The organism is Xanthomonas sp. 1678, from assembly GCF_031455575.1.
Classification (GTDB): Bacteria; Pseudomonadota; Gammaproteobacteria; order Xanthomonadales; family Xanthomonadaceae; genus Xanthomonas_A.
This window is the reverse complement of record NZ_JAVDSZ010000012.1, coordinates 34,386-57,471: the sequence shown is the minus strand read 5'-3', so window position 1 is coordinate 57,471 and position 23,086 is coordinate 34,386. Positions and strand designations below refer to the sequence as shown.

At 65.4% G+C, this 23,086-nt stretch carries 11 protein-coding genes and 1 pseudogene; 3 read left to right on the top strand and 9 right to left on the bottom strand.

Annotation, left to right across the window (positions count from 1 at the left end; all coding sequences use genetic code 11):
- Positions 1 to 517 precede the first annotated feature (517 nt).
- From J2Y70_RS18555 to J2Y70_RS18545, 3 genes and pseudogenes are all read right to left on the bottom strand, one after another.
- Complete coding sequence (locus tag J2Y70_RS18555; RefSeq protein WP_309920875.1) at positions 518 to 1,108, bottom strand: hypothetical protein; 591 nt, start codon at positions 1,106 to 1,108, stop codon at positions 518 to 520.
- A gap of 179 nt (positions 1,109 to 1,287) precedes the next feature.
- Positions 1,288 to 1,491 (bottom strand): annotated as a pseudogene (locus J2Y70_RS18550) (IS4 family transposase); the annotation flags it as partial.
- Positions 1,492 to 1,719: 228 nt separating this feature from the next.
- Positions 1,720 to 2,232, bottom strand: coding sequence for a hypothetical protein (locus tag J2Y70_RS18545; RefSeq protein ID WP_309920873.1), 513 nt, complete (start codon positions 2,230 to 2,232; stop codon positions 1,720 to 1,722).
- 387 nt (positions 2,233 to 2,619) lie between these two features.
- Here J2Y70_RS18545 and J2Y70_RS18540 point away from each other — a divergent pair, with 387 nt between their 5' ends.
- Positions 2,620 to 2,871: a hypothetical protein gene (locus J2Y70_RS18540; protein WP_309920870.1), complete on the top strand. Its 252-nt coding sequence runs from the start codon at positions 2,620 to 2,622 to the stop codon at positions 2,869 to 2,871.
- Here the strand turns inward: J2Y70_RS18540 and J2Y70_RS22275 are convergent.
- From J2Y70_RS22275 to J2Y70_RS18515, 6 genes are all read right to left on the bottom strand, one after another.
- Positions 2,862 to 2,972, bottom strand: a complete 111-nt coding sequence (locus J2Y70_RS22275) for a hypothetical protein (protein WP_369011114.1) — start codon at positions 2,970 to 2,972, stop codon at positions 2,862 to 2,864. The genes J2Y70_RS18540 and J2Y70_RS22275 overlap by 10 nt on opposite strands.
- Complete coding sequence (locus tag J2Y70_RS18535) at positions 2,921 to 4,408, bottom strand: hemagglutinin repeat-containing protein (protein ID WP_309920867.1); 1,488 nt, start codon at positions 4,406 to 4,408, stop codon at positions 2,921 to 2,923. The genes J2Y70_RS22275 and J2Y70_RS18535 overlap by 52 nt, the downstream gene beginning before the upstream one ends.
- Positions 4,409 to 4,462: 54 nt before the next feature.
- The gene (locus J2Y70_RS18530; RefSeq protein ID WP_309920864.1) at positions 4,463 to 4,882 is read right to left on the bottom strand and encodes a hypothetical protein; all 420 of its coding nucleotides are present in this window, start codon (positions 4,880 to 4,882) and stop codon (positions 4,463 to 4,465) included.
- A gap of 417 nt (positions 4,883 to 5,299) precedes the next feature.
- A complete protein-coding gene (locus J2Y70_RS18525; protein WP_309920861.1) occupies positions 5,300 to 5,632 on the bottom strand; it encodes a hypothetical protein in 333 nt (110 codons plus the stop codon).
- Position 5,633: 1 nt separating this feature from the next.
- Positions 5,634 to 19,307: a hemagglutinin repeat-containing protein gene (locus tag J2Y70_RS18520; protein WP_309920858.1), complete on the bottom strand. Its 13,674-nt coding sequence runs from the start codon at positions 19,305 to 19,307 to the stop codon at positions 5,634 to 5,636.
- A gap of 71 nt (positions 19,308 to 19,378) precedes the next feature.
- Complete coding sequence (locus tag J2Y70_RS18515; protein ID WP_309920856.1) at positions 19,379 to 21,082, bottom strand: ShlB/FhaC/HecB family hemolysin secretion/activation protein; 1,704 nt, start codon at positions 21,080 to 21,082, stop codon at positions 19,379 to 19,381.
- Positions 21,083 to 21,348: 266 nt separating this feature from the next.
- Between J2Y70_RS18515 and J2Y70_RS18510 the strand changes: the two genes are divergently transcribed.
- Both J2Y70_RS18510 and pyrF read left to right on the top strand, forming a co-directional pair.
- Entirely contained in the window at positions 21,349 to 22,254 is a 906-nt protein-coding gene (locus tag J2Y70_RS18510; protein ID WP_309920853.1) for a 5'-nucleotidase, lipoprotein e(P4) family, read from the top strand.
- Positions 22,251 to 22,985, top strand: a complete 735-nt coding sequence (gene pyrF / locus J2Y70_RS18505; RefSeq protein ID WP_309920850.1) for an orotidine-5'-phosphate decarboxylase — start codon at positions 22,251 to 22,253, stop codon at positions 22,983 to 22,985. Before J2Y70_RS18510 ends, pyrF begins: the two co-directional genes overlap by 4 nt.
- Positions 22,986 to 23,086 lie beyond the last annotated feature (101 nt).

Here is a 23,086-nt window from a genome sequence, read left to right as displayed (position 1 = left end):
ATCCCCTGACTGCGATTCGGCGCTGTTGTATTGTCCTGTGCTGTAGGCAGATCCACCATCCGAGCATCTCCGACGCGGTGTCGGGATAGTCCTGACAATGCAGGCTGGCGATACGCCGCAATTCGCGTTTCGCGCGTTCTCTTCTACCGGTGCCTGTGGTGCTATTCGGGTTCAGCCTCGGGCACCCACCCGCCGCCGCGGGCAGCGCGTTGCCCGCGGCCACGGACACGCTGCCGGTGTCAGTGTCGGTGTAGACCTTGGCCGCCAGAAAACAGGAGTCAGAGTGCACTTTCCCTCTGCCAATTTGACCTTCTGTTTACACCCGCGCAGCGGGGCCGACACGATGGCCGAGCCGGCGCTCAATGGCCGCAAAGAAGGGGCTGTTGCTCAGCGCATGTTGGCGCCATAGGTTCCAACGGATGTAGAGACTAGGGAAACTTCACTCTGACCCCAAGTTTTCGGAGACCAATGCCGGCGTTCGCACATACCGGTTGGCACACCCGGCAACGAAGCGGCCCTATTCGTCGCTACATTCCTGCGCGTCTTTGGATTCGACCGGAGCCAGCGCTACGCCGTCGCTGGTTTCGCTGATCCTGGAGATGGTGAGATGGCAGTACTGGCGCGAGAGATCCAGGGCGACCTCGTAGTCTTGGCCTTTTTCGGGGACGAAGGACACGCCGAAATCCTTGCAGCCGCGCGAAATGCCGCTTGGCCCCGTGGTTTCATAATACGAGGCGTGGATGGCGATGGGCTCGCCGGCGGTGATGACGTATTCGCGATAGAACGCCTTGGCCAGAATGCCGTTGCGCTGTTTGAGGTTGGTGACATTGGGGGTGACCGGCATTCCCAGGGAAATGTTCTTCTTGCTGCCGAAGGCACCGCCGAAGCCGCTGCTGGAGGGCGTTTCGCTTTCAGCATCACCGCCGTAGCACATGGTGTTGCGATAGAACTCCAGGCCAATCACGGCCTGCCCGAAAAAGCGGATCCGCGCCTGGTTGTCAGGGTTGACCCGTGCCTGCTCGTCCTCGTCGTCGTCGGCTATGGCCGCGGCTGGGCAAGCTGCAGCGAAAAATGCGGTCAGCAGAAAAAGCTTGGGTAGGAGTTCCATTCTGGCCTCATCGTGACTTGAGGTAGCGATAGCGGCTGCTGGCGGAGATTCTGAAGCTGTTTGATCGTCCGACAAGGGCCGCGCTGCTCTGGAAAACTACGCTTTTCCAAGGGACGATGTGCTGCCAGCGCACGTTTGCGCCGTGAAACATGATCAGAATGGAGGCATCCCCACGTTTTTCATGAAGGGGCAACCATCTGGTCGAGGACGTGTTCCGGAAGTTCTCGCAGTCGCTGCAGCCACCTCCAGACCGGCTCCATGGGCCAACTTCGGGCCAGCACCTCCCTCCCCACGCGCAGGGTCGGGTACAGCTTGCGCCGCCGTTTGGCCGGATACAGCCATTGATCGATCCCCGTGGCCTCGCAGCCCAGACCGGCCAGCCACTGGTCGCTGCTGATGAAGTTGTCGTAATTGACGAAGCGTGTATCGGTCTCGATCAGGTAGCGGCGTCAACGCCGGCGCTGCGGCTGCGTTGACGCCGCCCAGACCGTTGGTGGCGCGGCCCAGCGCGTTGACGCTGGCGCCGAGTACCTGCAGCGGATTTCCAAACGGATATTTCCTCTTGCCCCGTTATTGGATAAAGCCAATCACTTAAATTTACCCGAAAACACCTACTCATCTTTTAACTTAAGGGGAACTAATGGTTTATTTACCCATGGAACATTGTTTTTTTTGAATAAACTTTGCAGCTCCTCTCTAAACCTATCGAGGGATTCATCATCACTCACTTCTTTTTCCGCAAAACATCTTTTAAAAATCGATTCTCCAAAATCAGTTGAAACCAGCTGAGGCTCAAGCCAAACCCCCATATCCAAAGCATGTTGCCTAGACACTCCCTCAACGGAAGTTGATTTTTTATTTTTGTCGACGCTGGCTAATTTTTCAAAATAATCATCAATACTTTTAAAACCAGCATCCTCTACCCAGTCGTCAGGAAGAAATTCTACTAACCCACATTTAATAAACCGATAAATCATGTCTACCGATAGTTGCTGAGAGGATGTAGAACACGCAGGATACTCATCAAGCCCTGTGCCATCCATCCCAAAGAATATAACCGGCATTTCGCTGAGAATAAGCACGTCCATAATAATGGCCAGCTCTTTAACAATCTCTTTTTTCATATGCTTCACTTTAACCCCTAGGCCCAGCTTCCCCAGTCAATGGAAATTTAAGCTTCAATGGCTTATGACCATTCACCAAGTTTACATCAGGTCTATTTATTTCTCCTGTGGCTGTAGTTGACTTTGTTTTTCGGGAAACGGGGGGTCAGAGTGTACTTTCCTCTCCTGTCAGTCTGACCTTCGGCGACCTACCTATTAGTGCAGCGGGTCCGACACGGCGGCGAAGCTGGAGCTCGATGGCCGCACGGAAGCGCTTGTTGCCCAGCGCATGTTGGCGCTGTAGGTTGAGACGGATGGCAGCTGTCTCATCAGGGCTAATGGCATCCAGAACGAAGCGGCGATAGTGGTCTGCTCGTTCGCCGGTTGGGGCAATGGCTAGAAGTTCCCATGTGGTTGCACCAGCGCGTTAACTTAGCCAAGTCCGTTGCAGCAATGGCTCGACCACCGACAGCTCGCCGGATCGGCGACTATGCCGGCGCGCACCTGATTGAGTTCGATGTAGCGGTAGCAGCGGAACAAATAGACTTCATCCTGCACCCGGCACGATTTGTAGCGGCCTTCTCACAAGGTGCTGGTGCGGCGGTATCGCGTGTTGGTTTAGCGCACATAGTGGCGACCGAGCGACTGCATCAGCGTTGACGTCTTGCCGGTTGCTGGCTGGTGAGCAGCAAGTGCACATGGTTGGTCATCAACACATAAGCATGCACGGCAATTCTGAGCTTGAGCGAAAGTTCGTGCAGATCCTGCAGGTAGCGTGTCCGGTCGATGTCGGTAAAGAAGCATGGCTACCGGTCATTGCCCCGCTGCACGTATGCTGGGCGACACCGGGAAGATCCAGTCGGGGTGGAGTGGCATGTTCCATCCTTCGCTCCGCTGTGGGACCAGCGTCGTTTATCCAAAGGAGCCGTCCCATCGGGTAAGCGCCTGAGCTTTGGTCGGGAAAGTGCACTCTGACCCCGGTTTCCTTGCCAGCGGTGACGTGGTAGCCGCCCTCCCCGGCGAACAGGCCCGACTGTTCGGTCACTCCCGAAGAATTGCCGCTCGCCTTGGCCGAACTCGCGTAGCCGCTGGCATCCCACGCGCTGCCGATGGCCACCTGTATCCGTCCGCCGTATCCGCTTTCCTTGGACTGGATGTTGGCGGTGTCCTGCAACGACTCGATGGTCAGGTCGCCGCCGGTCTGTACGTCGATGCGGTCGGCCTTGGCCACTGCGCCGCGCAAGGTGGTGTCGCCCTGCGTGGCGAGAGAGATGTTCTGGCCCGCCAGCTGCGTGTTCTGCCAGGTGGTGCTTTCCGCATCCGACTTGTGGCTGCCCACGCTGGCCTGCGCGTACACATACACGCCGAACTGTGCGCCCACCGAGGCGCCCACGCCCACTTCCACGCCGGCATTGCTGCCCTTGCTCTGCTCCGAGGCCGTGGACTTGCCCGCTTCCAGCACCAGGTCGCGTGCCGAGTCCAGGCTCAGGGTGTCGCCGGCTTTCAGGTTGCCCTGCACGACGTGCAGGTCGCCCTGCGTGGTGGTCAGGCTGACGTTGCCGCCGCCGCTGATGGTGGAATCTTGCGAGGTCTGGCTGCTGCCCTTGTACTGTTCCGTGCTGGTCGCATAGCCCACGCCAGCTTCGACGGTGACCAGCGAGCCGCTGCCCCCTTTTTGGGCGGTACTGCTGATCGCGCTGGCCGCCTGGTAGCCATTGGCCGCCGCGGCCATGCCCTGCATCGCCGACAACCGGCCGTCGGAGTTGCGTGCCGCATCCACGTTGTTGATCAGGTCGATCAGCGGCGACTTCACCCGCGCGAACACGCCGAACTTCAGCGTGTCGTCCTGCGACGAGGCCGAGTGCGTGTCGTTGGCAGTCAAGATGTCGATCGACGCAGCGGTGATGTCCACGTCCTTGGCCGCCACCACGTTGCTGGCGGACTGGGTATAGGCGCCACCCGCGGTCAGGCTGACGCTGCCGCCCAGGCTGCCCACGCTGCTGGCCACTTGCGTGACCTGTGCGCTGTCGTCGCGATGGTCCTCGGTGTGGTAGCCGGCGAAGCGCTCGGTGTCGGAGATGATCACCGTGCCGATAGCCTTGTTGTTGTAGGTATTGGCGTTGCCGACCGTGTCCTGTCCGCTCTGGATCGTCAGATCGCCCGCCGCGCGAATCGCCGTTGGATTTGCAAAGACCAATCACTCTTCTGGCTAACCACGTCGCATTTTAAATAATAATCTACTAGATGCGAACTATTCCACCACAACCACATCAAAAGAGTCTCCATCATTCACAGATTCATAAGCATTCTTAAATGATCCGTCCGGATAGAAAACTAAATATCGGCCAGTGACGAGGCCCGTGTCTTTAATGCAATCGCCAATTACAACCTCCGTTTTCAACTTAACAGATATGCAAGCAGCCAACTTACCCAGAGACTCTCCATACAAATCAAACAAGCAAACTCCATTCACTAAAGTCTTATAGCCGATTTCAGATAGAATTACCTCCAGTCCAACACTATTTATTTGCTGCTCCAGGGGCAGCCCCCAATATATCGAATCACTCACCACGCCGCATACTTTTTTATTCAAACACTCCAGAAGTGCATTGGCGACATCCGAAAATAAAAATTTATCCTTCAAGGATATCTCAAAAATAGAAGAACTCATTTTTTACTCCCAGATAGTGCAACAAGCTTTTCTTTTGAAATTTCACTAACCCCATTATTCCCAGAACTCAAGAGACCCTCCAATTGCTTGAGTGCGTCACCTTGTAAGCCGCCACCGGTATCGCGATGGCTCCAACGCCTACACGCACTGCCTGCGGCAGTAAGCGAACAGATGACGCTGGCGCTGTAAACGTTGGGATACCTAAGAACCTGACCCTGTTATCCGGTGCACGATGTTGCCAACAAACCGCATCTGCTCAACGCCATCCGCACCTGCAAAAGGGTTGATGATATGACCGAACTTCGCTTTGTATAAGGCGTGACCCGCGATCACTTCTGGCTTGCCGCATCATTTACCTATGAATTTTGATGAATTTCGCCTCCTCTTTAACTAAGATAATTTTAAACACCACGCCCATTATGAATATAAAAAATCGCATTTGATCTTCGAGTTTACAACGTCAATATTCAAAACCACCCCTACCCACGGGCGATCATCTTTAAATAAATTGTTTTCTTTGAAATATGACTTTAACTCAACCAATAGATCTAACATATCACCTGCAACATCATCTCCCGTTGGCAAAAACCAGTTCTCCGTTCCATCCATATTTTCATAGAAATATGTCGCTTTAAGATGGTCATCTCCATACTTCATTTCCGCTTTCATTTTTATTTTCTTTGAATCTTCTGGCGCAGACTTTATTAGCGCCGAAGCAATTTCGCTATAAATTTCATTATCACTCTTCACTTTATATTCCTTTAGGAGAATTTCGGAACGTTTGGACAATAGGTGGCTCTGAACCAATTTGATAGGTTACATTAAACTTATCGGGCCTTCCATTTCCTGTATAAGATGGCTCAATTTTTATTTTGACAGACTTTCCTTCCTTCAGAGCGTCAGCCCACTCATTTTCCATTGCTTTCCAAGCACCCTTATTGAGGTTGGAGTTCATAGGAACCAAGTTTAGCTTTTCACCTGGCCCGTCAAATATGCTTGCCACAAGGTGGCCACCTTCATCGTCTGCGAGGCCGCACTTTCCTGCCTTACATTGCTGATAGGTATTTCTATCTTTAGTGCTTAAAGACAAATTCGCCTCAACATACTCAACATCGCCGTTAGAGTTTGTTCTATATACTTTGTTTCCGTCAACATTATAAACAGTATTCGGTTCCGGCTTATTCAGCTCTTTACTCCATCCGCCCTTTTGACCAGCAGATACATCCACTTCCTTGTAGATAACGCCGTTTGAACCCTGGATTACAACATCGCCCTCATTATTCAGGACGCGCCTAAACCCGTCCGGAAGCCCGCCCGTCTCGTTCGCGGCCGCTCCTCCCGACTTCAACGTGCCATAGCCTGGAGGCAATTCAGGGAAGCCAGCCAAACCAGAGGTATCGATTTCATTGCCCCTGGGCACGTCGACCACGCGGCTTGGGTTAGGCGCCTCTGGCTTCAACAACGGCACCTCGGTGAGTACATCCCCCGTAGTTCCAGTCGTGGCAGTCTCCCTCACCACCAATGGCAACACCGAATCAGAAGCGCCCTTGGTTGAACTCAACGCGTCCTTGATGATGGTGACAGCCTTGCCGGCAACGATCCCGCCCACCTCACCGACCTTGGACAGCACCACAGCGCCAGCGACCGCACTGAGCGCACCCTTCGTGTCGCCCGTCACCAGCTTGTGCGTTACATCCGCGACGAACCCGATATCGCCAGTGAATGTCGTGCCGATACCCCACGCATCGCGGTTCAAGACACCATTGACATAGTCATCGGCCCAGCCAGCATCAGTGCGGTTAAGCAACTGCAATAGATGGCGCTGGTCATCTTGGCTAGTCGCCGTGCGCAGCACTGCTCCGTACACCTGGTCAAGCGCTGGTGTGCCGCGCAAGGCGTCGGCGAACATCGAGTGATCGTTGTACTGAGCCCGGTCGGCGCCAAAGTCTGTGTAATTGCCCTTTGTCTGCGTGATTGACGCCAGGAAACTCTGTGCGTTTCCGTCCTGGGCGACCAACCCACCCATGCCAAGGATGTCGTTCCAGCGGCTGTCCGTTTGACGCATGGCTTGAATCACCAGGCGTTGCCGTGCAGCTTCCACTTGCTCTGGCGTACATGCCTGGCCGCATTCCATGACGGCGAAGGCGGCCGCATTTTCATTGATCTTCTTCAGTTCGTCGGGATGCAACTGCCGGTTAAAGTTCTCGCCATCCACGGCCACTCCCGCGCCGGTCTCGCCACCGGCGACCCCGCCGATCAACGCGCTGACCAGGTTCTGCACAAGCTTCGATTCGCCCTCGGTAAGAGGACGCGCAAGCTCCGCAGCGCCTGCACCTAGCGCACCTTGCATCGCGTTTCCGCCACCAAGGCTCGCGGCGACCGCACCCGCGACTGCATGCAGCAGTGTTTTGCCGGTTCCGCCATCCTTCCAGAGATCGTTTTGCTCCTGGTACTCCGCCATGGTGGCTTTGGCAGTGTCCAGGTTCTGCTGGATCGCGGCGCGCTGCTCCGGAGTGAGATCGTCGCGTTTCAGTTGCTTTTCAGCGCCATCAGCAATGAGTGCTGCATCCTTGTACTTGCTGGTCAGCGCGTCTCCAATTGCTCCAACCGTGCGGAAACCAACCTCCCCCGCAACCTTGGCCATCTCCATTTGATCTTGGACTTTACGTTCGTCGAAGATCTGCTTCAGACCCGACTCCTGTAGCTCAGCCGCGCTGCGGTCCAGGTTTGCGACTGCCGAGTCGTCTCCGTTGCGAACGTCGATGGTTCCTGCGGAGACGCCGCTCTTGGTGACGCTGGTGGTGTTGCCGTTCTGGCCTCCAGCCAGACTCAGGGCGGCTCCCAGCGCTGCCTTCGTCGCACTGGACGCCATGTCCGTGCTAACACCGACGCTGCTGGCTTTGTACTCCGCCTTGTTCTGCAAGTCCTCGACCGTCAGGCTATTGGTGGACAGTCGGTTCTTCTCGGCATCGGCGATGCTGGCGATGGCGCCGCCGATCAGATGTGTATTGCCGCCTACGGTGATGTCGAAGCCGCCACCGCCGGCCTGGATGCCGCTCTGTTCGGTCACGCTGGTGTAGCTGCTGTTGACCTTCTGCTGGCTGTACGAGCCGCTGACGTTGCCGCCGGTGCTGTAGCCGTAGACCAGCTTGATGCCCGCCTGCTGTTGCTTGCTCTGGTAGTCGTTGGTGTCTTGTTCGCTCTGGATCAGCAGATCGCCGCCGATGTTGGCCAGCACCTTGTCACCGACCGCCTGCGCGCCCTTGATCGTGGTGTCGTTGCCACTGGCAAGGGTCAACGTGTCGTTGGCGGTGACGACGCTTTCGGTGTGCAGGTCGCTGTTGCCCTTGGCGCTGCCCTTGCCAGCGTAGGCAGAAAGGTAGACGCCGGTGGTGGTGCCGACGCTCACGCCGATCTCGCCGCCGCCGTTCTTGTTCTCCGACTTGCTGGTGTTGGTTTCCTGATTGCTCAACAGGTTGAGGTTGTTGGCCGCTGCCAGCGCCACGTTCTCACCGCCGATCTTGCTACCGATCACGTTGAGGTCGCCGCCGGTGGCGGCGATGGTGACGTTGCCGTCGCTGAGGATGCGACTGCCTCCGGTCGTCTCCTCGTGCGTGGTGGTCTTGCTCGACGCACTGCTGGCGCCGATGCCGATGCTCAGGCTGACACCCGAGTCACCCGACGCACTTTTCAAGCCCTCTCCGTTGGCCAGCGCATTGGCGCCTGCCTGAGCGCCGGCTATGGCACCCATGCTGTCCTGGATCGCATAGCCTGTCTTGGCGGCATACAACGCCTTCAGGCGATCGTCTTCCACCTCCGTCCCGCGCTTGGCGGTGCTGTACACGGCCTGCGCCGCATCGACGATGCCTCCCGTCAGTCCCAGCGTGAGACCGGCACTCTGCTGCTTGGACGTCTGCACCGTGTCCACGCGGTTCTCGGCCGCGGCGATCGTCACTTCCTTGCCGACGATGGCCGTGCCGGTCTTGCTCAGCACGTCGCTGCCGGTGATCGATACCGCGTTGCCGGCAGTCATCGTCACCGAGCCGTCGGTGCTGCCGACCAGGCTGCCGCTGTTGGTAATTTCGGTAGCGTCGAGCGTATCGGTCTTCTTGCTGGCGCCCAACGTGACGCTGAAGCCGCCGCCGCTGTACAGGCCGGTCTTCTTGACCTTTTTGTCGTGCTTTTCGCTGTGCTCGTTCTGCGCGGTCTCCAGCGTCAGGTTGTTGCTGGCTGCGAGTACCACGTCGCCCGTGCCTGCAACCTGCGCGCCTTGTGCCAACAGATTGTTGCCCGCGGCGATCTGCACGCTGTCGCCGCTGAGCGTGGTGACCACCGCCGTACTGTCGTGCCACTCATCATGCGTGGTCGTGGTCTTGCTGGACAGGAAGCCCTTTTTCTTCTTCTGCATGTCCTGTTCGGCGTCGTGCTGCTCCTGTGCGGCGAGCAGGTTGACGTCGTTGCCGGCGGCCACGGACACGCTGCCGGTGTCGGTGTAGACCTTGGCGGCAGTGAGATTCACGTCGTGACCGGCCTGCAAGGCGATGTCGCTGCCGGCACTGAACTCGGTGCCATGGACGGTCTCGTCGCGGGTGCTGGTGGTCTGCTTGAAGCGCTTGCGCGTCTCCAGCGTGTCGCTGCTGTCCACCGTGGTCAGCGTGGTGCTGTTGATGTCGTTGCCGGCGACCACGGCCAGGCCCTTGCCCGCGTCGAGCTTGGCCGCGACCAGGTTGACGTCGTTGCCGGCGCTGAGGATCAGGTTGCCGCCGGCGCTGAGCGCCTGCTGGTCGAGGTCCTGGACGGTGGTCGTGGTGGTGACTTTGGTCTTGCCCTCACGCGAGTGGTCGGTGGTGGTGCGGCTGTCGCCCAGGACCGATTCGACGTTCAAGTCGTGACCGGCCGCGGCGATCAGGTCGCCGCCGGCCTTCACTTCGGCCTGGCGGATGGTGATGTCGTTGCCGGCCGCCAGTTGCAGGCTGCCGTCGGTGACGATGCTGGTGCGCCCCGTGGCCTTGCCATTGGCGTCGGTGACCGGGGTCAACGACAGGTCGTGGCCGGCCTGCAGGGCGGCGTCGCCGCCGGCGGTGATCGCCACGCCGTGCAGTTGCAGGTCGTTGCCGGCGAGCAGGGACAGGTTGTTGCCGACACTCAGGTCGGTCGCCGCGACGCCGCTGACGCGACCGCGTTCGTCGCGGGTGACAGCAGGTTGCATCACCACGTTGTTGCCGGCCTGCAGCGCCGCGCTGTTGCCGGCCTGCACGGTGGCGCCAGCGAGGGTCAGGTCGTGCCCGGCGCCGATCAGCAGATTGCGGTCGGCACTGATGCCGGACCGGACGTCCAGAGGGCTGCCGCTACTGGTGCTGCGCAGGTCGTTGCCTGCGCTCAGCAACACGTCGCGGCCGGCGATCTGCCCGCCGAGATTGAGCAGGTCCTGCTTCGCCTGCAATTCCACCGTGCCGCTGGCGGCGATGCGGCCCTGGTTGAGCAGGTTGCCGGCCGTGGCGCTGACGTTGGCGCCGCTGATGGTGCCCTGGTTGGTCAGCCCGGCGGTGGCGTTGAGCGACACGTCGCCGTTGCCGCCCGCGAGCAGGGCGCCGTCGCTGCGCAGGGTCAGCGCGGTCTTGGACGACAGGTACACGACCGGCACCAGCACCTTCTGGCCTTGGTACTCCTGCTCGACCATCCACACAATGTCGTCGGTGAGCGCGGCTACCTGGGCGGAGGTCAGGCCGACGCCGACGCTGAGCTGCAGCGAACCGGCCGCCGCCACGCCAGCTTCCAGCAATGCGCGGTACTGCGCCACGCCGTCGTCGTAGTTGCCCAGGTAACGACGACCAGTGAGCTCGGTGATCTGGTCCAGCACCAGGCGCTGTTCGTAGAAGCCGTCGCCCAGGCGGGTCTGGGTCCACTCCGGATCCACGCCGAGCTTGTCGAGCAGGTAGTCGCTGCTGATGAAGTTGTCGTAGTTGACGAAGCGCGGGTCGGTCTCGATCAGGTAGCGGCGGCCGGGGCCGTTGCTACGGTTGGCGTTGATGCCACCCAGGCCATGGGCGGCACGCCCCAGCGCATTGACGCTGCCGCCGTTGGCGCCGACCAGGCGATACAGGCCGCCGATCGGCAAGGCAATGCTGCCGAGCGGAGCACCGATGCCGCCGACCACCTGCGGCACCTGGCCGGTCCCCGGGTCGATCTGCTGGCGCTGGCCGCCGTTACCGGCGACGGACAGGCTGGTCTGGGTCGTCTGCGCCTGTACGTTGGCGGCGGACGCGTCGGTGCCGCCGGCCAGCGCGCGCTGGCCGTCGTCGATGCGGATTGCGCTCAGGCTTGCTGCGGCGATGCGGTTATTGACCGTTGCGCCATCCACCGCGCTGCCGGCCTGGGCCTGCACCGTCTTGCTGCCCGCGCCGTTGGCGCTCTGCACGCTGCGGCGACTCAAGGCCGTGCCTTGGGTCGCACCGAGCGCGGCACCACTGATGCTGCGACCGTCGCTGCCGACTGCACCGTTGTGGATCGTGGCGCCATTGATGGAGACGCCCTGGCCCCCGGTCATGTTGGCGGCGAGAGCGATGTAGCTGTTCTCGAAGGTGCCCGAGCCGACGACGGTTACCCTGTTGCCGCCGATAGTTCCGCCCGCTTGCTCTTCCGAGTCTTCGATGCTGCAGGCCAGCTTTCCCGGAGGTGGCACGCAGCCTTGGGGACCGGTGCCGGCCTTGTATTCGGTATCGGTGTAATTGACCTTCTGCCTCAGCGCCAATGCCTGATTCAGCACGTTCTCGTTGCCGGCGAGCATGCCGTCGGCCAAGCCGCCTACCCCACGCTGGTTGATCCAAAGCGCGCCAGCTGCGGCAATCGTCGAAGCCGTGTTGGTGACACTGCCCGACAGTGCGATGTTGCCACCGGCCGCGATGCGGCCTTCGGCGCTGGCAGCCGTCACCTTCTCCCGTTCTTGTGCGTCGAACGTACGGAAGACGCCCAGGCCGTGCCCCTGGTAATTGGCCGGCTCCGCATCGTTGCGAAGCTCCTGCTCGGGCATCGCCTGGTTCGCCGCCGCTCGCTCTCCGGCAGACAGGGGCGACATGGCAGTCGCTACCAAACGCCGCTGGTTGTTGAGCTGATTGGCCGCAATCAGGATGCTGCCATCGGCCTCGATGCTGCCGGACAGGTTGTTGACCACGCCGGTGCGCGCGGTGATCGTGCCGTTGCCGTCGCGCGCGGCGCCGATGGCGATGTTGCCGAGGCTGAAGATCTTCGCGTCGCGGTTGAGCAGCTGGTCGCGGACCAGCAGGGTCATGCCGTTGGTGGCGCCGATCAGCGCCGAACCGTAGGCCGCGTTGTCGGTGGCGCCGCCCAGGTCGGCGCCGTTGACCAGGGTGCCGGTGTTCACCAGCACGTTGCCGCCGACCAGGCTGCCGGTGTTGTAGATGCTGCCGGCCGTGAGCTGCAGGATGTTGCTGGCGGAAATGTCGCCGGCGTTGTCGATGGTGCCGCCGACGCTCAACTGCGTGTTGCCGGCCTGCATCGTCGCGCCGGCGCGGTTGCCGATGTTGTTGGCGGTCACGCTCAGGCCGCGCGTGGCCTTCAGCACGGATTCGTTGACCAGGTTGCCGCCGACGTTGAGCCGGAAGTCGCCGTTGCTGGTGATGGCGGCGCCGGCGCGATGGGTGTAGTCGTTGCGCACGGTCAGGTCGAGCAGGTTCTGCGCGAGGATGCTGCCGCTGCCGTCGAAGCCGACGGTGTCGATGACCACGTCGCCAGCGCCGCCCACTGTGCTGCCGGCGCCGATCTGGCCGCCGCTGTTGCTCAGGCTCTGCAGGTTCAGGCGTACCGCCTGTTCGGCCTTGATCTTGCCGCCGCGGTTGTCGAGCGTGGCGCCGGCGCGCTGCAGCAGGACACTGTTGCCGGCGTAGACGCTGCCGCGCTGGTTGTCGAGCGCGTTGGTGTTGGCGGTGAGATCGCCGCCGGCGACCAGCTGGCCATCGCTGTTGACCACGCTGCCGGCGTTGAGCACCACGCTGCCGCGCCCGCCCAGGCTGCCCCCTGCATTGCGCAGTTCGCCGCCGGTGGTGAGCTGGGTCAGGCCGCCGCCGTTGTTGGCGATGCTGCCCTGGCTGTTGTCGATGCGGCCGCCGGACAGGGTCATCGCGTTGCCGCTGTCGAGCTGGCCGCCGCTGTTGAGCAGTGCGCCGGTGACCGCGACAGTGAGATCGCGGCCGCCGCCGATGCGCCCGCTTTGGTGGTTGTCGAGCTGGCCACGCGCGGTCAGCGCCAGGTCGCGCCCGGCCTGGACGGTGCCGGCGCTGTTGCTGAGGTTCTCGGCGCCGATGCTAGCGTCGTTGCTGGCACCGAGCAGGCCGCCATCGTTGTTGAGCGTGTGCGCGATCTCGGTCCGCAGATCGCCGCCGCTGCCGCCGTTGGCGACCGCCTGCAGCGTGCCGCCGCGGTTGTCGAGGCTGTCGGCGCGTACGGTCAGGGTGCCGCCGGAGGCCTGCAGCACGCCGCTGCGGTTGTCGAGCGCGCCGCCGAGCTGGGTGTTCAAGCCGCGTGCCGACACGCTGCCGCCGACATTGCTCAGGCTGGCCGCGGTCAACGTGGCGTCGCCGGCGGCGGCGATCGCGCCGTTCTGGTTGTCGATGCCGGCATTGGCGCCGAGTTGCAGCTGGCCCTGGGTCAGGATGCGGCCGCCGGCATTGGCGACGGCGCCACCGATGCTCAGTGTGGCCGTGCCGGTGCCGGCGTGTTCGATGCGCCCCTGGGCATTGTTCAGCGACGCGGCGCTGAGGTTGAGATCCTGGCCGTTCGTGGCCAGCTTGCCGTTGCCGTTGTCGAACGCGCCGGTGATGGCGATGCGGGCCTGCCCGTTGCCGCTCTGCACCAGGCTGCCGCCGGTGTTGCTCAACGACGCTGCGCCCAGATCCAGGCGCGCGGCCTGCAGTTGTCCGCCGACGCCGTTGAGTGTGCCGTTGTCGAGGCTGCCGCCGGCGCGCACGGTCAGCAGGCCACCGGCGAGCAGATCGGCGCCGCGATGATCGAGGCCGTTGCTCGCGGTCAGGCTGGCATCGCCGCCGACGCGGGTGGTGCTGCCGGCCAGGTTGAGTTGGGTGGCCTGCGCGGTGAGGTTACCGGCGGCGATCAGCTTGCCGCTGGCGCTCAGCGTGCGGTCGGCATGCAGATCCAGCGCACCGCTGCTGCCGAGGCTGCCGTCGTTGCGCACGCCAGCCGCGGCGACGCCGCCGATGGCGATATCGCCGCCGCGCAGGCGCAGGTTGCCGCTGGACAGGGTCTGCCCGGCGTTGTCGATGCGCTGCGCCTGCAAGGCGATGTCGCTGCCGTTGACGGTGCCGCGCTGAAGCAGTGCGGCATCGCTGGTCAGGGTGAGCTGGTTGGCCGAGAGCGTGCCGGCCACGTTCAGGTCGCCGTGCGACTGCAGTTGCAGCGTGGTCGCGGTGCTGAGCGCGCCGGTCTGCGACAGCGCGCCGCCGGCTTGGGCACTGAATGCGCCGGCGGCGGCGAGCGTACCGCCCAGGCTCAGGTCGCCCTGGCTGATCAGTGCGACGTCGCCGCTTTCGCTACCGAGCTGACCGCTGCTGGCGACGCTGGCCGCTTCCACGCGCAGCGCGTTGCCGGCGATCAGATCGCCGCGGTTGTCGACGGCGCCGCTGGCGGTCAGTCCGAGGCGCTGCAGGCCGTAGCTCTGCCCGGTCTGCTGCAGCGAGCCGACGTCCAGCTGCAGGCGCTGGCGCGCACGCAGCGCGCCGGCGTTGGTCAGCGTGCCGCTTACGGTCAGGGTCGCATCGCCCTGCGCGGCGAGCAGGCTATTGGCGGCGGTGTCGACGCTGGCCGCGGTCAGCGTCAGGTCGGTGCCGGCCACGACCTGCGCGGCGTTGCTCAGCGCGCCGCCGGCATTCAAGTTCAGCGTCGTCGCCGACTGGGCGATGCCGGCGAGTGCGAGATCGCCGCTGCTGGTCAGGGCAAGCGTGGTGCCAGCGTCCAGCGTGCCCTGGCTGTCGATGCGCGCACCGGTCAGCGCGAGCGCGCCGGCGCTGTGCAGCACGGCTTGGCTGCCGGTGCTCAATGTGGCGCCCGCGCTCAGCGACGCGGCCTGGCCGGCATTGGTTTGCCCGTCCACGTGCAGTTCGCGCTGCGCCTGGACCTGCAGCGACTGCGCGGCCGTGACCTGTCCTGCCAGCGCGACGTCGCGTCCCGCGTGCAGGTCCAGCGCCTGCGCGCTGAGCGTGCCCGACTGCAGCAGATCGCCTTGCGCTTGCGCCTTCAGTTGCGTGGCCGCGGCGACGATTCCGCCAAGCCGCAGATCGCCCTGGCTGGTCAGCGCGACCTGGCCGGTCTCGCTGCCGAGCTGGCCGCTGCTGGCGATGCTGGCGACGTCCACCTGCAGGTCATGTTTGGCGATCAATTCGCCCTGGTTGTCCACCGCGCCGCTGGCGCGCAACGTCAGGCGATCGCCCGCGTAGGCCTGGCCGCTGTGTTGCAGCGCGCCCACGTCCAGAGTCATGGCCTGGCCGGCCTGCAGGCTGCCGGCGTTGCTGAGCATCCCAGGGGTGGAGAGTTGCACCGCGCCCTGCGCGGCCAGCGTACCGCTGGCGGCGTTGTCGATGCTTTGCGCGGCGACGCTCAGGTCGCGGCCGGCCACGATCTGGCCGGTATTGCTCAGCGCCGCACCGGCATCGAGCGCGATATCGCGCTTGGCCTGTGCCACGCCGGCGATCACCAGCGCGCCGTCGCTGCGCAACGTCAGATCTGTGCCGGCATCGAGCGTGCCGCGGCTGTCGATGGCGCCGCCTTGCAGGGTCACGGCAGCTGCGCCTTGCAGCACCGCGGCCGTACCGGTGGCGATGCTGGCGCCGCTCAGGCGCAGATCGCCGCCGGCCAACGCCTGGCCATCGACGCGCAGCGCGCGCTGTGCCTGCAGCTCCAGCGCGGCGGCGGTCTGTGCGCCACCGGCGACGCTCAGGTCGCGGCCAGCGGCGAGCGTGGCCGACTGCGCCTTGAGCGCGCCATCCACGTGCAGATCGCCCAGCGCGTTGGCGCTCAGCGCCTGCGCGGCGATCACGCTGCCGCCCAGTTGCATGTCGCCCTGGCTGCTCAGCGTCACCTGGCCGGTCTCGCTGCCAAGCTGGCCGCTGTTGCTGAGGCTGCCGGCATCGATGCGCAGGTCGCCGCCGGCGATCAGCGTGCCGCGGTTGTCCAGCGCGCCGGCGCTGTGCAGATCCAGCGCCTGGCCCGCGTACAGCTCACCGTTGTGCTGGAAGCTGCCGGCCTGCAGCAGAAGAGACTTCTGGCCGCGCAGGCGGCCGGCGTTGTCGAGCAGGCCGGCGACGCGCAGGTCGAGCGTGTCCGCCGCAGCCAACGTGCCGGTGGCACGGTTGACCGCGCTGGCAGCGCTCAGCTGCAGATTGCGACCGGCGACGACCTGGGCGCTGTTGTCCAACCCAGTGCCGGCATCCAGCACCACGTCGCCGCCGCCTTGGGCGATGCCGGCCAGGGTCAGCTGACCCTGGCTGCGCAGACTCAGATCCGTGCCGGCATCCAGCGCGCCGCGGCTGTCGATCGTGCCCGCGTCCACCTGCAGCGCCGTGGCGGTCTGCACCACGGCGTCCTGGCCGACCGCGACGCTGGCTCCGCGCATGCCCAGATCGCCGCCTGCGACCGCCTGGCCGTCAACGCTCAGCGTGCGCTGCGCCTGCAATTGCAGCGTCGTCGCGCTGCGCAGGGTGCCAGCCAGAGTCAGATCGCGGCCAGCCTGCAGCTGCGCCGATTGCGCCTGCACGCTGCCACGCTGGTTCACGTCGCCGAGTGCGGCGGCGCGCAACGCACCGGCCGCGACCACGACGCCGTCCAGGTTCAGGTCGCCGCGGCTGTCGAGCGCGAGTTCACCGCGCTGGCTGCCGAGCTGGCCGCTGCTGGCGATGCTGCCGGCGTCGATGCGCACGTCGCCGCCGCCGATCAGGTCGCCGCGGTTGTTCACCGCGTCGGTCGCGGCGAGGTCGAGGCTCGCGCCGCCGTAGGACTTACCGGTCTCGGACTGGGCGAAGCTGCCGGCGCTCAGGCGCAGCGCACCATCGGCATGCACGCTGCCGTCGTTGCGCAGCGCCGAGGCGCTGGCGATGGTCGCATCGCCGCCGGCCGACAAGGCCGCGCCGGCGGCGTTGTCCACATCGTCCGCGGTTACCGCCAGGTCGCCACCGGCCACCACCTGCGCCTGGTTCTGCAGTGTGGCGGCGCTGTCCAGCGCAAGGTCGCCGCGCGCCTGCAGCGTGCCCGCCAGGCGCATGCCGTTGTCGCTGCGCAGGGACAGCGCGGTGCCCGCGTCGAGCACGCCGGACTGGTCGATGTCCGCGCCGCGCAGGCGCAGCGCACCGCCGGACTGGATCTGCCCGGCCTGCACCAGCGCGCCCTGCGCGGTGAGCTCGGCGTCGCCGCCGGCCGCCAGCGTGGCGGTGCTGCGCAGTTGCCCATCGGCGCTCAACTGCAAGGCGCCGTCGGTCTTCACCGTGCCGTCCAGCGACGCATCGCCGCCGGCCTGCAGTTGCGCGCTTGCCGCGCTGAGCGTGCCGGACTGGTGCAGCGCGCCCGCGGCCTGCACCGTCAGCGCGCCCTTCGCCGCCACCGCACCGTCCAGCGCGAGGTCGCCACGGCTATGCAAGGTGGTGGCGCCGCGCTGGCTGCCCAGCTCGCCGCTGCTGGCGAACTGCGCCGCGTCCACGCGCAGCGCGTCGCCGGCGACCAGGCTGCCGCGGCTGCGGGTGGCCGCTGCGGTCGCGATGTCGGCGTTGCGGCCGGCATAGCTGCTGCCGTCGTTGGCGAAGGCCGCCGCGTCGATCCGCAGGTCGCGCCCGGCGTAGACGGTGCCGGCGTTATCCAGCGCGCCGGGGGTCGCCAGCGCGACGTCGCCGTTGGCCGAGAGCATGCCGCCAGCGGCATTGCCGATCGCCGCCGCGGCGACGTCCACGCGGCCGCCGGCGCTGAGCTGGCCGGCGTTGTCGACGCGACCGCCGGCCTGCAGCGCCGCGTCCTGCACGGACTGGGCCAGGCCCGACAGGCGCAGGTCGCCGTCGCTCTGCAAACGCAGCCCGGCGCCAGCATCGAGCACACCCGCCGCGTCGATCTGCGCCGCCTGCACGCTCAGCGCGCCGCCGCTCTGCAGCGTGCCGGCGCGTTGCAGCCAGCTGCCGCCGGCGCTCAACCGCGCGGTGCCGCCGGCGTAGGCCACGCCGCTGCTGCGCAGGGTGCCGCTCGCGTCCAGGCTCAAAGCACCGCTGCTGTACAGGGTGCCGCCGGCATCGAGTTCGGAGCCGAACAGGCTGATCGCGCCGGCGCTGCTGCGCCCGCTGTGGACGAACGCGCCGCTGGCACGCGCATCGAGCAGGCTGCTGGCGATGGTGTCGCCGCTCAGGCTCAGCTGCGCGCCGCGCAGGCGCACGCCGGCCTGCTGCGAACCGAGCACGCCCTGCTGGGTCAGCGCGCCCGCGGCACGCAGGTCGACCTCGTCGCGGGCGACGGTGGTGCCGCTCAGGCTGAGCTGGCCGGCGCTGTCGATCTGCAGGCTGCCGCTCTGCGCGGCCAGGGTGCCGCGGCTGACCACGCCGACACCGGCTTCGGTGGCGATCAGGCGGATACGGTCGGCGTACATGCCGCCGAGGTAGGCCACGTCGATGCCGATCGACGGCGCCGCGCCGTCGCTGCCCGGCAGCACGTCCAGCAGCATGCCGTCGTAGCCGATGCGCTGGGTGCCGGTGCTGGCGAGCAGGTCCTTGGCCCAGACCGAGCCGTCCACGCTCAACTGCCGCGACAGCAGATCCAGGCGATCGACGTTGTACGCATCCAGGCCGTTGCCGCCGATGCTGAGCACGCCGCCGGTGATGCCGAAACCGTTCAACGCGCCGTCGCCGCCGAGTTGCGGCGTGCCGGTGGCCAAGGTCACCCGCGAGGCGTTGAGGAAGCCGCAGCCGTCGCAGCTGATGCCGTTCGGGTTGGCGATCACCAGCTGCGCCCGCGCGCCGGCGATTTCGGTGTAGCCCTGCAGGCGGCTGGCGCTGGAGGTGACCTCGTTGAGGATCAGCGTGGCCGCGCCGCTGTGCTTCAGGTTGTCGTTGCCGGCGACATAGCCGCCGAGTTCGGTCTTGGAGATGTTGCCGCTGTTGTTGAGGATCAGGCCATTGGCGCCGACGTCGAAGCGCGAGTAGCGGTTGTGCGAGACGCCGCGCGCGTTCGGGGCGACGATGTCCACCACCGGCACGCCGTTGGCCGCGACCTGCTGGCCCGGCTGCTGGCCGCCGGGGTTGGCGACCGGCACCACCTGCGCGTAGAGCGGCAGCGAGGTCCAGGTGACCGTGCAGCACAGCAGCATCGCCACGGCGCGCTTGCAGCGCTCGGCCACCACGGTACCCAGGCTCACGGAATCCTTGTCCATCACCGTCTCTCTCGTTGCGCCACAGGCGCCAAAAAACCAAAAAAACCGAGCTGCCAGAGGGCAGCCCGGGATCAGAACTGGTAGGTCAGGCGCACGCCGTAGGCCGGCTGCGCGGTTTCGAAATCGCGCGGCGCATGCACATCCCAGCCGGCGAAGCCGTCCCAATTGATCCCGCCGCGCGCCCCGCGCAGGCCGACGAACGCGCCGACCAGGCTGCGTCCGCCCTGCCCGCCGGCGCTGGGGCCGGCGATGCGGCCGGCATCCACGCCCAGGTACGGGACGATGCCCAGGCGCTGCACCGGCAGGTTCAGCGTGTTGCGCCAATACGCGCCGCGTTCGGCGCCGAGCGTGCGTTCGCCGTCGAAGCCGCGCACGCTGTAGCGCCCGCCGATGCTGATGAATTCCGAGCCGAGCAGCAGTTGCGAGGCGGTCTGCGCGCGCAGGCTGCTGTCCCAGCTGGCGGCCATGCCGCCGAGCTTGAACGGCAGCCCGGTGCTGAGGTCGAGCGTGGTGACTCCGTAGCGGAAACCGGGAAACCCCACCGCCGGGTCGTAGCCGCTCCATTGCCCGTCGAACCACGGGGTGCCGCGCCGGTGCGCCAGGCGCACGTCCAACTGCATCGGCCCCAGGTAGCGGCGATGGCTCAGGTAGGCCTCGGCGCTGGTGGTGTGGCGGCGCTGGATGCCGATCTCGATGCCGTCCAGGTAGCTGCGCGCCTCGCGCTTGGCCACCACCACGCCGGCGGAGGTCTTGCTGCTGCCGTTGCGGTGGATGACCCGCTGCAGGTCGAGTTGCGCGCTGTTGGACTCGCCGCTGGACTGGAAACTCTGCAGATAGCCGTCCACGCGCTGGTGGTAGCGGTAGGACGACAGCGACAGTGCAAACGTCCACCAGCCCCACGGCACGCTGTAGCTGAGGCTGTTGCCGCGCGTGCCGCGCTCGGCGCCGTTGTCCGCCAGGTCGTGGTTGTAGCCGATCGACAGCAGATCGTTGATGCCCAGCGGCGCGTCCAGGGCGAAGTCGATGCCGCCCTGCGCGCGGCCGGTGGCGCGCATGCCGGAGTCGTCGGCGTTGAGCACGGTGCGCCAGCGCCGGCCGTGCTGCAGGGTGACCACCAGGTCCGATTCGCCGGGCTGCTCGCCAGGCGCGATGTCGATCTTGGCGTCCTGCGAGGGCACCCGCTTGAACTGCTCCACCGCCTGCTCGATCGCGCGCAGGTCGACCAGATCACCCGGGCGCAGCGGCAGTGCGCCACGCCAGAACGCGCGACCGTCGGCCGATTGCACCCGCACCTGGCGCAGGCGGCCGGGCATCAGCTCGAAACGCAGCACGCCGCTGGACAGCGCCTGCTCGGGCACGCCGATGCGGGTGGTGACCAGGCCCCGCGCGACCAGTTGGTCCAGCGCGCGGCGGCGGATCAGGTCGATGCCGTCGCGGCCGATGCAGCGGCCCTGGTACTGGCGCAGGTACAGCCACAACCACGCGAAGCGCGCGCCATCGGCGCCGGCGCCGCCCAGCTGGATGCGCTGGATCGGGAAGCACAGGGTTTCGGTGGGCAGCGCGGTGCTGCGCATGTCGGCCGGCGCCGCGGCCTCGCGCGGACCGGCGAACGGTGCCTGCCGGTCCTGCTCCTGCTTGCGCTGGACATCCTCGGCCTGGCGCAGCTGTTCCTGGCGGTCCAGCGTGGTCGGCAGTTCCTGCGCGGCCAGCGGCACGCTCGCGCCTGCCAGCAGGCACGCCGCCGACACCGCCAGAGCAAGTCCTTTGTTCCACAACGAGTGCACGTGCTTCCCCTGTACGCATCCGGCGTTTTTCCCAGGCGCTGAAGCGCGGGGGATGGATCGCTTCCTTGACGGCGCTACGCGTCCGCGCAGGCGATGCGAACTGTGGTGCATTCCCCAGGACACGCCAATCCGGCGTTTCCCCACCCGCTGTCGGGAAATTCCCTAGGCGCCTGCCGCGAGCCGCCGCGGGCCGGCCCTCGGCCGCCGCCGCAACCCGCTAAAATCCGCCGATTCCTCCGCCCAGGTTCCCGCGCCCGATGACCCCGATCGCCCGTACCGCACTGGCTTGCGCCGTGCTCGCCCTGTCCGCCTGCAAGCCGCAGGCGCCGGCCGCCGATCCCGCCGCCAAGCCCAGCGCCGCCGCGACTGCCGCGCCCGACGCAGCGGTGGCCGGCGACGACAACCTCAACGCGGTGCTGTGGATGCAGCGCTCGGCCGAGTACCAGGCCGTCGCCGAGCAGACCTATCGCGCCGCCGCCGACCGCCTGGATGCGGCGCTGAAGGAACCGAACTGGGACGCGCTGGTGCCGGAGGAGCGCGGCAACGCCGCCGCCGGGCTGAAACCGGCGGTGGTGATGGACGTGGACGAGACGGTGCTGGACAACTCGCCGTACCAGGCGCGTCTGATCCGCAACGGCAAGGAGTACGACGAACTCAGCTGGGACCAGTGGGTGGCCGAGAAGAAGGCCAAGCCGATCCCCGGCGTGGTCGATTTCGCCAAGGCGGCCAGCGCCAAGGGCATCACCATCCTGTACGTGTCCAACCGCGCGGTACACCTGACCGATGCGACCCTGGCCAACCTGCGCAGCGCCGGCCTGCCGGTGGCCGACAACAGCGTGCTGCTGGGCCTGGGAACGGTGGTCAAGGACTGCGAGCAGAATGGGTCGGAGAAGAACTGCCGGCGCCGGCTGGTCGGCCAGCAGTACCGGGTGCTGATGCAGTTCGGCGACCAGCTCGGCGATTTCGTACAGGTCGTGGCCAACACTCCGGACGGCCGCGCGCAACTGCTGCAGCAGTACCACGACTGGTTCGGCGAGCGCTGGTGGATGCTGCCCAACCCCAGCTACGGGTCCTGGGAGCCGGCGCTGTTCAACAACGACTTCGCGCAGCCGCGCGCTGCGCGCCACCAGGCCAAGCGCGACGCGCTGGAGCTGGCGCAGTGAGCCGCGCGCCGCTGCCGCTGCAGGCGCGCGAACGGCTGATCTTCGCCCTGGACGTGCCCGGCCGCGCCGAAGCGCTGGACTGGATCGAGCGGCTCGACGACGCGGTGGCGTTCTACAAGATCGGCATGGAGCTGCTGGCCTCCGGCGAGTACTTCGACGTGCTGGAGACGCTGGCTGCGCGCGGCAAGCGCGTGTTCGTGGACCTGAAGTTCTTCGACATCCCGGCCACCGTCGGCGGGGTGATCCGGCGCCTGTCGCAGTGGCCGGTGGACTACTGCACGATCCACGGCTGGCACCCGGCGATGATGCAGGCCGCGGCCGAGGCCAACCGCGGCGAGATGCGCCTGCTGGCGGTGACCGTGCTGACCTCGATGGGCCGCGCCGACCTCGCCTCGATGGGCATCGACCGCGAACCGCAGGAGGTCGTGGTGGAGCGCGCCCTGGCCGCGCAGGCGGCCGGCATCGACGGCGTCATCGCCTCCGGCCAGGAAGCGGCACCGATCCGCCGCGCCACCGGTGCCGGCTTCTCCATCGTCTGCCCCGGCATCCGCCCCGGCGGTCCGGTCGGCGACGACCAGCAGCGCACCGTCGGCGTGGCCCAGGCCTTCGCCGACGGCGCCGACGCGATCGTGGTCGGCCGCCCGATCCGCCAGGCCGCCGACCCGCGCGCCGCGGCCGAGGCGATCCAGCGCGAAATCGCCGCCACGCTGGATGGCGCAACGACCCGCTGAGTATCGCCCCATGAATATCAATGACTTAGAAGATAGAACTTAAGCCATTGCATTAGCTTCGTACTGTCGGTAGCATGCGCAGCGTCCGGCTTTGCCGGAGA